Consider the following 12,716-nt stretch of genomic DNA (forward strand, 5'->3'; position numbering starts at 1 on the left):
TAATGTGTCCGGGTCCGGGGTGCCAGACCCAAAAGAAGTGTAATGTGTCCGGGTCCGAGGTGCCAGACCCCAAAGGAGTGTAATGTGTCCGGGTCCGGGGTGCCAGACCCCAAAGGAGTGTAATGTGTCCGGGTCCGGGGTGCCAGACCCCAAAGGAGTGTAATGTGTCCGGGTCCGAGGTGCCAGACCCCAAAGGAGTGTAATGTGTCCGGGTCCGGAGTGCCAGACCCAAAAGAAGTGTAATGTGTCCGGATCCCAGGTGCCAGACCCAAAAAGAATGAAGTGGGTCAGACCCCAAGGTGTCAGACCCCAAAAATGAGGTAACAAAAATTTTTTCATTTTTAGTGTAGGGGTTTGATATAGTTCGTTCGTCTATTAGGATGACAGCGTGAGAGAGGAGGGGAGAGGTTGCAGGAGCCACTAGTGGAACAAGTGAAGAATGGAAGTGAACATGCTTTCAGAATGTTGGTTGAGAAGTACCGGGATTATGTGTTCCGAAGTGTTTTTGGTGTGTTACGAAATCAAAAAGATGCAGAAGATGCTTCCCAGGAAGTGTGGATGAAGATTTATACCTCTCTCCCTCACTATCAGCATCAAGGTTTCAAAACATGGATAACACGAATTGCTGTTAACCATGCAATCGATTGTAAACGCAAAGCTGCTCGGCAACAAGAGGATATGGTGGAAGAGCTCCCGTCACATCCACAACAAAACTTCAATGGACAGAATCGAAATTTGGTTGAAACTAAAATTTTAAAAAAAGAGCAAAGGCAGCTTGTAAGAAAGAGATTACATGAGATACCAGATACTTATCAGGAAGTAATTGAAGGGTATTATTTAGAGGAGAAGTCGTATCAGCAGCTTGCAGAAGAGCAACAAGTGCAAGTAAAAACGATTGAAACCAAACTGTATAGAGCGCGCACGTGGATGAGAAAACATTGGAGGGAGGATGATTTCATATGAAGCATATTACTATGGATGAATGGATGAAATATGTGACAGATGATGTAGATGAATCAACGAGAAGTAAATATGAAACGCATTTATATGACTGTGATCACTGCATGGACTCCTATATGCAAGCAATTGAGCTCGCTGAGAATGCCCTTCCAACCGTTACAAATCCAAGCGAGTATACGGAGGAAATCATTCGTTCTACAGCTGAAATTAACAGTTCATTTCAAAAACAGGAGCCGAAGCGTGTTGTTCGAGGGCGATGGTATGAGCAAAAGGCTTTCCATTATGCCTTAGCGGTGGCGATGACGTTGCTATTAATGACAACCGGTGTATTTACACAGCTTACAGGTGCTGTTTCTAAATTTGAAAAGTCAAATCAACCTTCCCTTACGGAGAGTTTAATGAATACAACAACGTCCCTCATCAATCGAGTTGAGGAAGAAACGAAGGAGGCAGAGTAAAATGAAAAAACCAATTATCGCTTTTTTATTAGCCTTTTTTCCGGGTGGCGGTTTGCTTTATTTAGGAAAGTTTATGAGGGGCTTTTTATACTTCATTGGTATTGTTGGTCTTTTAGGAATTAGCTTTGTCATTGGGGTAGGCGGGGGAGGTGCACTCTCTCTTATACCGGGAGGATTAGCATTTTTACTGTATATGATCAATTTAGTTGATTCCGCAATATCCGCTTCTAGGATCATCAAAGAAAAAACAGTCCACACTTCTGGTGAGCACAGTGGTACCACTTCTTCAGCGGAATCAGAGCGTTTTTACACGATTATTTTATCTGTATTACCTGGCTTAGGCCATTTTCAATTAGGTTTAATGAACCGCGGTGTGACACTACTCGCTGGATTTTTGGGATTAGGTTCCATGTTTCTGTTTGTGACAGTATTAACTGGACGAGGAGAATTCCTTGTATTCTTATTGCTGCTGCCTGCTTTGTGGGTGTACAGCTTTTTCGACACAATGCAGCTGTTGAAGAAAAAAGAAAATGGTGAAGTTTTGGAAGATCGTTCAATTTTAGAGGAATTCGAAGGAAGACATCAGGATGGAAAGAAAAGCAAGGCAATCGCAACGTTTTTATCCATGTTTCCTGGAGCCGGACATCTTTACTTAGGCTTGCAACGTCGAGGTATCCAGCTCATGGCTGCATTCTTATTTTCTATCTATATCCTAGATGCACTTCGTTTAGGGCTTTTTCTATTCTTAGTGCCGATTATCTGGTTTTATAGCTTTTTTGACGGCTTGCAACGCGCTTCTAAGTATGGAAAAGAACCGGTGGAGGATGTTCCTGTCATCTCCTATTTCATTAATCATCAAAGATGGATCGGAATTGGACTTGTGCTACTTGGTGGATATTATCTTGTTACGAATATATTTTCACCGGTGATTTCTAGATATATTAATTTTGACTTGTACTATTGGATTAACCAGTACTCACAAACAGCTTTTGTTTGTGTTCTGCTGATCGGAGGCGGATTTAAACTGCTGATTGGTAGTAAAAAAAGAAAAGAAAAAGAGGAGATGTCGGAATGAGGACATGGAGAGTAGGATCCATTTCAATGGGAGCTGCACTTCTTTTGCTAGGAGTGTTCCTCCTTTTATCTCAACTGTTGAAGTGGGATAGTGCTTACGTAATGACAGGATGGTGGCCTGTTTTATTTATTATCTTAGGGATAGAAATTTTAGTGTATTTATTTTTTACAAATAAGGAAAATACTACAGTCAAATATGATTTTATAAGTATATTTTTTGTTGGAATCATTGGGACAGTTGGAATTGGACTATCTGTCCTGCAAATGACTGGTTTGACAGAAAAGTTTAATACGTGGATGAGCTATGAAGAAAATACGTTAGAAATACCTGAGTACAATGAAGGATTGGAAGATTCCATTAAACGAGTCGTCGTGAAGGCAGGGGATAGTCCATTAACGGTAGAAAGTTCTACTAGTAGTGAAGTAAGCGTCTTTGGTACGTATCGAGTGTCGATGGCAAAAGGAGAGGTACCTTTAAAGGAAGCCTCTGACTACCTTTCTAGTAAAAAGCAAGGGGATACATTATATCTAACATTCAAAGGACTACCACATAATAGCGGCAATCCGTTTTTCCGTAGTAATGGAGAACTGTCTCCAACGATTGTCGTCCCTTCGAAGGTGGCATTAGAAGTAGATGGTGGACATCAACCGGTAAAAATGAAACCGAGAACAATGAAAAAATCATGGACTGTAACAGACGGAGGAGAGGTAAGTCTCCAACTACCAAGCTCAGCAGATGTATTGCTTGATGCAGTAAACATTGAGCAGCTAAATGGAGAGGAGAAAGGCTGGAACTTTATTGAGAAACGGGCGGCACAAACAGAAGAAGTGCCTCCGATAAACTCACCTGAAGGAATGTCGACACCGATATCGGGAACACTAAAAATAGGAAAAGCAACACACACTATCCATATAGCCAATGCCTACCAATTAAATGTCACAATCCAATAATGAAAGGTCCGTCCCCGGCTGCGATAATGCATTAACGTAATAGGGGACGGACCTTTCGTGATCTAATAAAGGTCCGTCCCTCATCACGATAAAGTGTTAAAGAGGAGTTGTATTCCTATTAGATTTTTTCGTGAAAAAGATGTATGATAGTTTGCGGTAGATAATTAATATAATGTTGGTATTTTTCTTCATGAAGTGAAAGTGGATTCTACTTGGGGAAGGATGCCGATCAAAAACTAAACATATAATAACTAGTATGATTTCTATCTAATAGAGGAACTTTTACTTCATAGGGGTTTCGGTTAAGATAGTATGTAATTTATTAAATTTGTTTTTACGTTTATTCGGAATATAAAAGATTAGGATGATGGGGTATGAAACGTGCAAGAATTATCTATAATCCAACTTCAGGTCGGGAGATTTTTAAAAAGAATCTCGCTGAAGTATTAATTAAATTAGAACAAGCAGGATATGAGACGTCTTGTCACGCAACTACTTGTGAAGGTGATGCTACGGAGGCGGCTAAGATAGCGGTTGAACGAAAATATGACCTAGTTGTTGCTGCAGGGGGAGACGGTACACTTAATGAAGTGGTCAACGGTTTAGCGGAGCAAGAGTACCGCCCAAAACTAGGACTTGTGCCAATGGGAACGACAAATGACTTTGCTCGTGCCTTGCACATTCCGCGTGATATTAAGGGTGCTGTTGATATTATTATTAAAGGTGACACGATTCCCGTCGATATCGGACGGATGAATGATCGTTATTTCATTAATATTGCTGGAGGCGGACGTATTACGGAGTTAACATATGAAGTCCCTAGCAAATTAAAAACAATGATGGGACAACTTGCTTATTATCTGAAAGGTATCGAAATGCTTCCATCTATTAAGGCGACAGAAGTAAGTATTGAGTATGATGGAAAGCTGTTTGAAGGAGAAGCAATGCTGTTTCTCATTGGATTGACAAACTCTGTTGGAGGCTTTGAACGTCTTGCACCAGACGCATCAATCAATGATGGTCTTTTTTCCTTGCTGATTTTGAAAAAAACAAACTTAGCAGAATTTATTCGGATTGCATCGCTGGCAATTCGCGGAGAACACGTGAAAGATCCCAATGTTATCTACACACAAGCAAATAGAATTAAAGTCCAATCAAAAGACAAAGTTCAATTGAACGTGGATGGTGAGCTAGGTGGGGTACTTCCTGCTGAATTTGAAAACCTCTATCGTCATCTTGAAGTATTTGTACCATTGGACAAAATCCGTGAAGAGGATCGGGCGGATAGGTAAAGGGAAGTTCCGCCTGCTGATTTGTTAATGTGGGATAAAAAGAAATGCTTGAGCCAACGCATGGACTCAAGCATTTTTTATTTTGGAACTAAATCCTATTGAACTAATAAAAACATTAAAAATGATAAAGGGAATCCAAATAAAAATCCCCAGCCGATTTGTTGCTTGTGACGCAGCGGTAGCTTCCGAATAATCCAAGACAATAACTGAGCGACCATTACAAAGGCAAAAGCCCAGATAAGCTGTCCGACGACAAAAATAAAGAGGTAAGCCAAAATGGACTCGCCATTAAATAAAATCGCATAACCAAACCCTAAAGCAAGTGTCACAAATGTCAGAGCCATTAATATGTACGGAAGCCACCATTTACGTGATTTCAATGTGAAAAGAACACCTAAAAATACATTTCCAATTAATATTAGATTTACAATGAAATCCGCTTCCATATTATCAACCTACTTTGTAATTTCGAGTTTCTTTATTTTTTACGTTCCGGTAATCGATTAGGTAAAACACCAGATTACAAAAAAGATATACAAAAATAATAAAAATTACAAGCAAAACCCAGTTTAAATTGATAAAAAGGATAGGAAGTACTAGAAGTAAAACTTTTTCCCTAATTAACATTTTGAGTAAAGTAGTTTCTTGGTAAGTGTTAGAGAAAAAGCGGTTTTAAGGGTGTCTGAATCGAATAGAGGTTGTTTTCAATTGTAATCCACAACATTTTTTAGTGTTACACCCTACTTTTTTCCTTTAGCGGAACGATCATAATAGTTATTTTTAATGGAATCGAGAAGAATGTGCTCATTGGCAGCGATTATCACGTTTTTCTTGAATTCCGGTCGAATGAGGTGAATTAACGGTTGGTCGACATCATTAAAATGCTTGAAAGCCTCCAGTACTTGTTGATCCCATTCCTTGTAAAATCGTAAAAGATCATCAGAGTGAACCTTTTTCCGACCGGTTCCCTTCTTTGATGTACCTTTAAAAGATGCGCTAACATTTAATGTTCCATAATCACTTGTTAATTGTTCACCCGGAAGAATATCCCGAATAGCAATTTCAAAATCATAGGCTGTTCCCATGCAATTCGCATGAAAACTGTGATTTACATACCTACCAAGATCCCAGCAAAGAATATAGTCGCCTTTTTTGTTACGGTAGGCATATTTCATAAGAAATTTGCGTCTTGTTTTATCCAATTTAGCAACAAACGCTGGTTCTAGTATTTGGTCTAGCTCATCTAAAGCCCACGTTATTGTCCCCTTAGGAATAAACTTCTTTGCAAAAACGCCAAAACCCACCTGATCATTGATATAGCGCAGTTCTGTATGTGGAAACATCATGTGTGATATGCCCCTTTTTTATAATGGCTCTTTTCTCATAGATTGTTGTTTTCACTTATAAATTCAGCCCGTAGCGGAAATTAACTCAGTAGGTCTAACTTAGTTTTCAACTAAAAAGCAACACCCTTTATGAAAACAGCCTTTATAATTGATTTTGTTCTTATACTATGCGGCTGGAAAATGCTTGTTGACGATGCCGGGCATATGTACAAATTCTAGCGGACCAGGATGGCAAGCAGATTCTCCATTTCTGTTTGTTTGAAAGTTTCAATTTCACATGCTGTTTGTGGTACAATCAGAAAAGCTTACGTTGGAACGAGAAAAGGAAGATTATAATGAGTAAAAGAGCACCTGTTAAAAAAAATGATTTTATAGAAGAAGCTACTTTTGAGGATTTGACCCATGATGGAAATGGCGTAACAAAGGTTGAAGGTTACCCGTTATTCGTGCCTGATGCTTTACCAGAAGAAAAAGGTACAGTCAAAGTTGTTAAAGCGAGTAAAGGCTATGGTTTTGGAAAACTAATGGAACGTACAAAGGAGAGTCCGAAGCGCCAAGATCCACCTTGCCCAATTTATCATGAGTGCGGTGGCTGCCAAATTCAGCATTTGACGTATGAAGGACAACTTGAATTTAAGGAAAAACATGTCCGTGAAGTTATGACTCGCATTGGAAAACTCGATAATATTAAAGTCCATCCGACATTAGGAATGGAAGAACCATGGAGATATCGAAACAAAGCTCAAGTGCCCGTTGGGGAAAAAGATGGGCGCTTCGTCGCAGGCTTTTATCAAAAACGAAGCCATGAAATTATCGATATGGACAAATGTATCGTTCAATTTGAGAAAAACGATGAAGTCATTCAACATGTGAAAGCTATTTGCGAGCGACTTGGCATTCAGCCATATGATGAAGCGAATCACCGCGGAACATTAAGGCATATTATGACGAGAACAGCATATGAAACGGGCGAAGTAATGGTCGTGCTCGTTACAAGAACCGCGAAACTCCCGCATAAAGAAAAGATAGTGGAAGAACTCGTAAAAAGTATTGATGGCTTAAAATCAGTTATTCAAAACGTTAATTCGAAGAAAACAAATGTTATTATGGGTGACGAAACGCATGTTCTCTGGGGACAAGAAGTCATCTACGATTATATTGGCAACATCAAATTTGCCATCTCTGCACGTTCGTTTTATCAAGTTAATCCAGAACAAACACGAGTTCTATACGAAAAGGCATTGGAATATGCAGACTTGAACGGAGAAGAAACTGTTATTGATGCTTACTGTGGAATCGGGACCATCTCGTTATTCCTTGCCCAAAAGGCCAAAAAAGTGTATGGGGTAGAAATTGTTCCACAAGCAATCGATGACGCCAAAAATAACGCAAAACTCAATGAAATGAATAATGTTGAGTTTGAAGTAGGGCCTGCTGAAGTTGTTATCCCTAACTGGTACGAACAAGGAATTCAAGCAGACGTCCTAGTCGTCGATCCACCGCGTAAAGGCTGTGACGAGGCATTGCTTAATACAATTCTATCCATGAGGCCGAAGAAGGTTGTTTACGTTTCTTGTAATCCATCTACGCTTGCAAGAGACTTGCGGATTTTAGAAGATGGTGGATATGAGACGTTGGAAGTACAACCGGTGGATATGTTTCCACAAACAATGCATGTGGAATGCGTTTCACAGTTAATTTTAAAAGGGTAACAAAATAATAAACATTTCCGATTTTCGGTCCTGACGCAATATTATCTCGGGTTTTTCTTAGTAAGAACCCGGGATTTTTTATGTCCAAACCAATACAATTCAATATCTTTTCAATAGTTTTTTATAAATTAAGGCCGTTTTGGTAAGGATTGTAGCTTTCTAACGGAAAGCAACGGGGAAAATTCACAAATAAAAACAACAATCTGTGAGAAAAGAGCCTAAATTGATTATGGCTCAATCCCTTGTGAATACTGGGGGTGTTCAATATCCAACTCATGATTTATTTCAGAAATAATCCAATACGGTCCATCTATTCTCTTCTATTTCGGAAAATTTTATTTTAACTTCTAAAAAACAAACATTTTTGAATCAAAAATCGTCCAAAACAGGTTGTGAAATGAGTATCTCTAATTTCTTTCTATGGTAGAGAAAATAATTGGAGGTATGTCAAAATGAAAGTTTATGTTTATTCAACAGATACATGTAGATTTTGTACAATGTTAAAAAATTGGTTAATTGAAAATAGGGTCACCTTTATTGAAAAGGACATTGTAAATGATTCTCAAGCTCTTCACGAGTTTAATAAATTTCAAGAAAGAGCCACGCCACTTATAATTTTTAAAAATGAGTCTGAAGAAATTATCAAAAAAATTGTTGGGTTTAATAAAGGGGAGCTAACAAAGGAGTTATCAATTCAAGAATAGGTTAAAAATACAAAAAGGACAAAAAGGAAGAGAAAACTTTTCTCTTCTTTTTTGTTGTTTTTTTTAAGAGTAATACTTCTTTTTATCTTAACTTCAAAGTACCAAGTATTTTGGTAGGAATAAAAAGGAGGTAGTAGTAGATGGAATTAATTATGGGGATAGTCCTTTCTATTGCAATTGTTTTAATTGTGCTTTGGTTTAATAGGTATAAAGTGAGGTTGGGCTTACAAATACTCATTACAATGTTAGTGGGAATTATATCTGGAATAGTTTTCAAAGAAGCAGCAATTGTTTTTGAAACAGTAGGAATAGCCTTTATTTCCTTATTGAAAATGCTTGTAATTCCTTTAGTGTTTACTACTCTAATAAGCAGCATTGTGACAATTAAAGATACTTTGCAACTAAAAAGAATAGGTGTGAAAACTATTGGCCTTTTCTTATTAACTGCAGTATTGGCAAGCTCTATAGGAATAGTTGTTGCTAAACTAATTAATCCAGGAAAAGGAATAATATTAAATTTGGAAAAGAATTTTGAAGGAAGAGAAGTTCCTACCTTCAATGAAGTTTTTCTTAACTTTATGCCTTCAAATCCAATTGAAAATATGGCTAATGGAGAAATTATTCCGATTGTACTATTTAGTGTACTAATTGGAGTTGCACTACTAACCGCGCAACAAAGAAATATAAAAGAAGTAGCGATTGTTATTACATTTTTTAATGGACTATCCAAGACGTTTTTTCAGCTAACGAATATCATTATTAGGTTATCACCGATTGGCGTATTTGGATTGATGGCAAATACATCTTCTAGTTATGGGTTAGACACCCTAATTCCACTAATATTGTTAGTTGTTACAGTGTATATAGCATGTCTGATTCATGTAATCTTTACTTATGGTTCTTTGATTGGATTTGTAGGAAGGGTTAATCCCTTGGGCTTCTTTTATAGATCTTTTCCTGCTATGGCTGTAGCCTTTACCACTAGAAGTAGCTATGGAACACTTCCTGTTACCATTAATGTCATAACTAAGAAATTAAAAATATCAAAAAAGATTGCTAACTTTGTTGCACCTTTAGGAGCGACCATTAATATGGATGCTTGTGGTGGAATTTATCCTGCGATAGTGGCGGTATTTGTAAGTTCGGTGTATGGAATTGAATTGACTGTCATACATTATATACTTATCGTATTAACTGCTACAATTGCATCGGTAGGTACCGCAGGGGTTCCTGGTACAGCTTCTATTATGGCAACAGTCGTATTGAGTAGTGCTGGTCTTCCAATAGAAGGTTTAGCTTTGATCCTTGCAATAGATGCTATTCTAGATATGGCACGAACTAGCGTTAACGTGACTGGAGATATGGTAGTTTCATTCCTTGTAGGCAAATCGGAAAAGGAATGGAAAGCAGAAGAATATTAAGGAAATGTTCTAAAGAGGCTAGGACATAACTAAAATACTATCCCCAAAAGGTGTCCTTTGCCTTTTGGGGATTTTATCTTTTTTACAGCGAACTAGCCACGCGCTGCGCTCTTGCCGGGGGTCTTCGTCTTGCACTTCAATCAATAGCTAGAACAAGTTAGAAAAGAACAATAAGTTTTACTCACCTAGAACACATTTATCCAAGCCTGGTTGTTACATTCATTGAAATAACTTCTTTATACGTAAAGGAGGGAAAATGTATGAAATTAATGCCACACCAAATACAAATTCAAGAAAACGACACACGCTTTAATTGGGGAATTGAGGCTGTAAATGCTAGGGAAATGTGGGGTCAGGGAATATTTGGGGAAGGAAGTATCGTTGCTGTAATTGATACTGGATGCGATACAGATCATGAACACCTTTCTGAAAATATTATCGGAGGAGCAAATTTTACAGACGACTATTCCTCCCAATTTGATAAATATGATGATAACAATGGACATGGTACCCACGTTTCAGGAATAATTGCTGCTAATAACGTAAACTATGAGATAGGAATCGCTCCCAGAGCAAAGTTATTAATATTAAAAACAATGAAATATAACGGTAGTGGAAGTATCCTCTCGTTAATAAGAGCCCTATACTATGCCGTTTCATGGAGAGGAGAAAAGAATGAAAAAGTGGACATTGTGTGCTTATCACTTGGAACCAAAACAGATAATCCTTTACTAAAAGAAGCAGTAAATTATTTGGTTAGTAAAAATATATTAGTTGTCGTTGCTTCTGGAAATGAGGGAGATGGTTCGCTAAAAGAGGAGTACATGTATCCAGGATATTACAATGGAGTAATACAAGTAGGATCAGTAGATGAGAATTTATCTCCATCGGCTTATTCAAATAATAACAATCAATTAGATGTCGTTGCTCCGGGTAGAAATATATTTTCTACATTCCCAAATAATGAGTATAGAGTTATGAGTGGAACCTCCATGGCAGCTCCATTTATTGCAGGGGCATTAGCATTAATTATTGAAATGAGTAAAAAGAAATTTAATCGGCAGCTTACTGAGCCTGAATTATATGCACAATTAATTAAATCTACAAATCTAATGGAGTTTTCTCCTTCATATACTGGTAATGGGATAGTAGATTTCTCAAAAACTTTTAAATAAATATTGAAGTAGGTTGTATTTTTTAATGGATAATGTACTTTACTTAATATAAGGATTAAACAAGGTGGTATAGCCAAGAGGTTAAGGCGATGGTCTGCAAAACCATTATCCTCGGTTCAATTCCGAGTACCACCTCTAATAGTAAATCCATCATGAGGATTTTATATAAATCAAAAGGACTCAACCTAGAGTCCTTTTTGCGTTTCTATATTTAACAATTATTGTCGATATTTAGTAAAAATTTCTGATAAAATAGTATATTATTTGTGAAATTTCCAGATACAACTTGAATAGTTTGAAAATTAATAAATATCATTGAAGAATATGTAAATTATTAGTAATATGAAGGCAAGGTGACAATATGGAGATAGGTAGTAAAATCAAATATTATCGAACGAAAAAGCAAATGACTCAAGAGGAATTAGCTTCTGGAATTATTTCCATATCCTATTTATCTAAAATTGAAAATAACCAGGTCGATAGTAGTATGGATATTATCAGTTTAATATGTGAGAAGCTAAACATTGATCCTGAAGTTCCCATAGATTCTAGAATTCCAGATCTTTGTGTTGAGTTTTTTGAATCCTTGTTAAAATCCGATATAGAAAATGCGGAGACCTTATTCAAGAGCTTAAATCGCGAAATAGATAGTGTTGACCATTATGGTTTTCTAAAGCTATTTGAGATTCAAAAAATTAGGTACTTTTTATTAAAGCGAGACCTAAAATCTGCAAAAGAACAAATAGAACTCTTGAAACGACAAAGATTCCATTTTACTAAAAGTGAAGAATATTATTGGTTAAAGTTTATTGCAAACTATCATTATATTAACTATGACTTTTCTAGCGCATTTGAATACTTTAAAAAGGCTCAGAAGATTTTTCATTTCGATGTCTATTCTTATGAAGAAGAAGAGAGTGACCTATATTATTCTCTTGCATTAACGGCAAGTAAGTTGTGGAATACTTATTTAACCATTAACTATACTAATAAAGCTCTAGAGTATTATCAAAGAAAATATAACATGAAAAGATGTGTAGAATGTCATATTTTGTTAGGGATTTGTCATGGGAGAAATAAGGAGTATGAAAAAGCTATTGATTGTTACAAACAAGCAAGAGAGCTTTCGACTATTATTGATAGTGACTGGTTAATTTCTTTATCCGATCAGAACCTTGGTCATTTGCTTTCGCTTCAAGGAAAGTCTGAAGAAGCAATTAACCATTTTTTATCGTGTTATCACAAACGAGAGGCATCAGATATCTCCATTCTAAAACCTATTTTTAGTCTGACTAAAGAGTACTTCAGCAAAGGGGATCGAGATAACGCCTATAACTGGTTAAGGAAAGGACAAGCGATTATCAGCAATTTAAAGCTTGAGAGTTCCCCTCAAACTATTGACTTCCAAACATATAATTACCTTATCACGAATTATACACATGAATTTGAAACATTTTTATTAGAAACTGTCATTCCATACTATGAGCAAAAGAATAATAAGATGGAACAAGCAAAGAATTTACGCCTACTTGCTCGATATTATTATGATGACAGAAAATATAAGAAAGCTGCAATATATTTTGAACAGGCATATAAACTATTAGAGAATATTTAAGGAGGAAA

The 12,716-nt window shown here is 37.0% G+C and carries 12 protein-coding genes and 1 tRNA gene; 11 read left to right on the top strand and 2 right to left on the bottom strand.

All coding sequences use genetic code 11. The features are described from left to right. The first annotated feature begins 408 nt into the window (after nt 1-408). From ACFSUL_RS09155 to ACFSUL_RS09175, 5 genes are all read left to right on the top strand, one after another. On the top strand, nt 409-963 hold the full coding sequence (locus ACFSUL_RS09155) for a sigma-70 family RNA polymerase sigma factor (protein WP_377934711.1): 555 nt from the start codon (nt 409-411) through the stop codon (nt 961-963). Further along, complete coding sequence (locus ACFSUL_RS09160) at nt 960-1,418, top strand: hypothetical protein (RefSeq protein ID WP_071414172.1); 459 nt, start codon at nt 960-962, stop codon at nt 1,416-1,418. Before ACFSUL_RS09155 ends, ACFSUL_RS09160 begins: the two co-directional genes overlap by 4 nt. A gap of 1 nt (nt 1,419) precedes the next feature. Beyond that, nucleotides 1,420-2,493 (top strand): hypothetical protein, encoded by a 1,074-nt coding sequence (locus tag ACFSUL_RS09165; protein WP_377934714.1) that lies wholly within the window; start codon nt 1,420-1,422, stop codon nt 2,491-2,493. Next, nucleotides 2,490-3,443, top strand: coding sequence for a LiaF transmembrane domain-containing protein (locus ACFSUL_RS09170; RefSeq protein ID WP_377934716.1), 954 nt, complete (start codon nt 2,490-2,492; stop codon nt 3,441-3,443). Before ACFSUL_RS09165 ends, ACFSUL_RS09170 begins: the two co-directional genes overlap by 4 nt. A 374-nt stretch (nt 3,444-3,817) precedes the next feature. Then, entirely contained in the window at nt 3,818-4,735 is a 918-nt protein-coding gene (locus ACFSUL_RS09175) for a diacylglycerol kinase (RefSeq protein ID WP_377934718.1), read from the top strand. Between the two features lie 95 nt (nt 4,736-4,830). Here ACFSUL_RS09175 and ACFSUL_RS09180 read toward each other — a convergent pair whose 3' ends face one another. After that, nucleotides 4,831-5,181: a hypothetical protein gene (locus tag ACFSUL_RS09180; protein ID WP_377934720.1), complete on the bottom strand. Its 351-nt coding sequence runs from the start codon at nt 5,179-5,181 to the stop codon at nt 4,831-4,833. 294 nt (nt 5,182-5,475) lie between these two features. Next, nucleotides 5,476-6,081, bottom strand: a complete 606-nt coding sequence (locus ACFSUL_RS09185; protein ID WP_377934722.1) for an SET domain-containing protein — start codon at nt 6,079-6,081, stop codon at nt 5,476-5,478. Nucleotides 6,082-6,416: 335 nt separating this feature from the next. On the opposite strand from ACFSUL_RS09185, the gene rlmD reads away from it, so the two are divergent. The 6 genes from rlmD (at nt 6,417) to ACFSUL_RS09215 (ending at nt 12,708) form a co-directional block, all read left to right on the top strand. Beyond that, nucleotides 6,417-7,793: a 23S rRNA (uracil(1939)-C(5))-methyltransferase RlmD gene (gene rlmD / locus ACFSUL_RS09190; RefSeq protein ID WP_377934724.1), complete on the top strand. Its 1,377-nt coding sequence runs from the start codon at nt 6,417-6,419 to the stop codon at nt 7,791-7,793. Between the two features lie 452 nt (nt 7,794-8,245). Beyond that, nucleotides 8,246-8,497 carry a glutaredoxin family protein gene (locus ACFSUL_RS09195; protein ID WP_377934726.1) on the top strand — a complete coding sequence of 84 codons (252 nt, stop codon included), beginning with the start codon at nt 8,246-8,248 and terminating at the stop codon, nt 8,495-8,497. A gap of 140 nt (nt 8,498-8,637) precedes the next feature. After that, complete coding sequence (locus tag ACFSUL_RS09200) at nt 8,638-9,918, top strand: dicarboxylate/amino acid:cation symporter (protein ID WP_377934728.1); 1,281 nt, start codon at nt 8,638-8,640, stop codon at nt 9,916-9,918. Between the two features lie 260 nt (nt 9,919-10,178). Then, nucleotides 10,179-11,093: a S8 family peptidase gene (locus ACFSUL_RS09205; RefSeq protein ID WP_377934730.1), complete on the top strand. Its 915-nt coding sequence runs from the start codon at nt 10,179-10,181 to the stop codon at nt 11,091-11,093. Between the two features lie 63 nt (nt 11,094-11,156). Beyond that, nucleotides 11,157-11,228: transfer RNA gene (locus ACFSUL_RS09210), tRNA-Cys, on the top strand. A 226-nt stretch (nt 11,229-11,454) separates the two neighbouring features. Continuing rightward, a complete protein-coding gene (locus ACFSUL_RS09215; protein ID WP_377934733.1) occupies nt 11,455-12,708 on the top strand; it encodes a helix-turn-helix domain-containing protein in 1,254 nt (417 codons plus the stop codon). The last annotated feature ends 8 nt before the right edge of the window (nt 12,709-12,716 follow it).

The sequence above is a fragment of the Bacillus seohaeanensis genome, from assembly GCF_042684945.1.
GTDB classification, from domain to species: Bacteria; Bacillota; Bacilli; order Bacillales; family Bacillaceae_B; genus Rossellomorea; species Rossellomorea seohaeanensis.

Bases quoted from the DNA above. Each gene is read 5' to 3' on its own strand.
- ACFSUL_RS09160 (WP_071414172.1), top strand. From the start codon at position 960: ATGAAGCATATTACTATGGATGAATGGATGAAATATGTGACAGATGAT.
- ACFSUL_RS09165 (WP_377934714.1), top strand. From the start codon at position 1,420: ATGAAAAAACCAATTATCGCTTTTTTATTAGCCTTTTTTCCGGGTGGC.
- ACFSUL_RS09170 (WP_377934716.1), top strand. From the start codon at position 2,490: ATGAGGACATGGAGAGTAGGATCCATTTCAATGGGAGCTGCACTTCTT.
- ACFSUL_RS09175 (WP_377934718.1), top strand. From the start codon at position 3,818: ATGAAACGTGCAAGAATTATCTATAATCCAACTTCAGGTCGGGAGATT.
- ACFSUL_RS09180 (WP_377934720.1), bottom strand. From the start codon at position 5,181: ATGGAAGCGGATTTCATTGTAAATCTAATATTAATTGGAAATGTATTT.
- ACFSUL_RS09185 (WP_377934722.1), bottom strand. From the start codon at position 6,081: ATGATGTTTCCACATACAGAACTGCGCTATATCAATGATCAGGTGGGT.
- rlmD (WP_377934724.1), top strand. From the start codon at position 6,417: ATGAGTAAAAGAGCACCTGTTAAAAAAAATGATTTTATAGAAGAAGCT.
- ACFSUL_RS09195 (WP_377934726.1), top strand. From the start codon at position 8,246: ATGAAAGTTTATGTTTATTCAACAGATACATGTAGATTTTGTACAATG.
- ACFSUL_RS09200 (WP_377934728.1), top strand. From the start codon at position 8,638: ATGGAATTAATTATGGGGATAGTCCTTTCTATTGCAATTGTTTTAATT.
- ACFSUL_RS09205 (WP_377934730.1), top strand. From the start codon at position 10,179: ATGAAATTAATGCCACACCAAATACAAATTCAAGAAAACGACACACGC.
- ACFSUL_RS09215 (WP_377934733.1), top strand. From the start codon at position 11,455: ATGGAGATAGGTAGTAAAATCAAATATTATCGAACGAAAAAGCAAATG.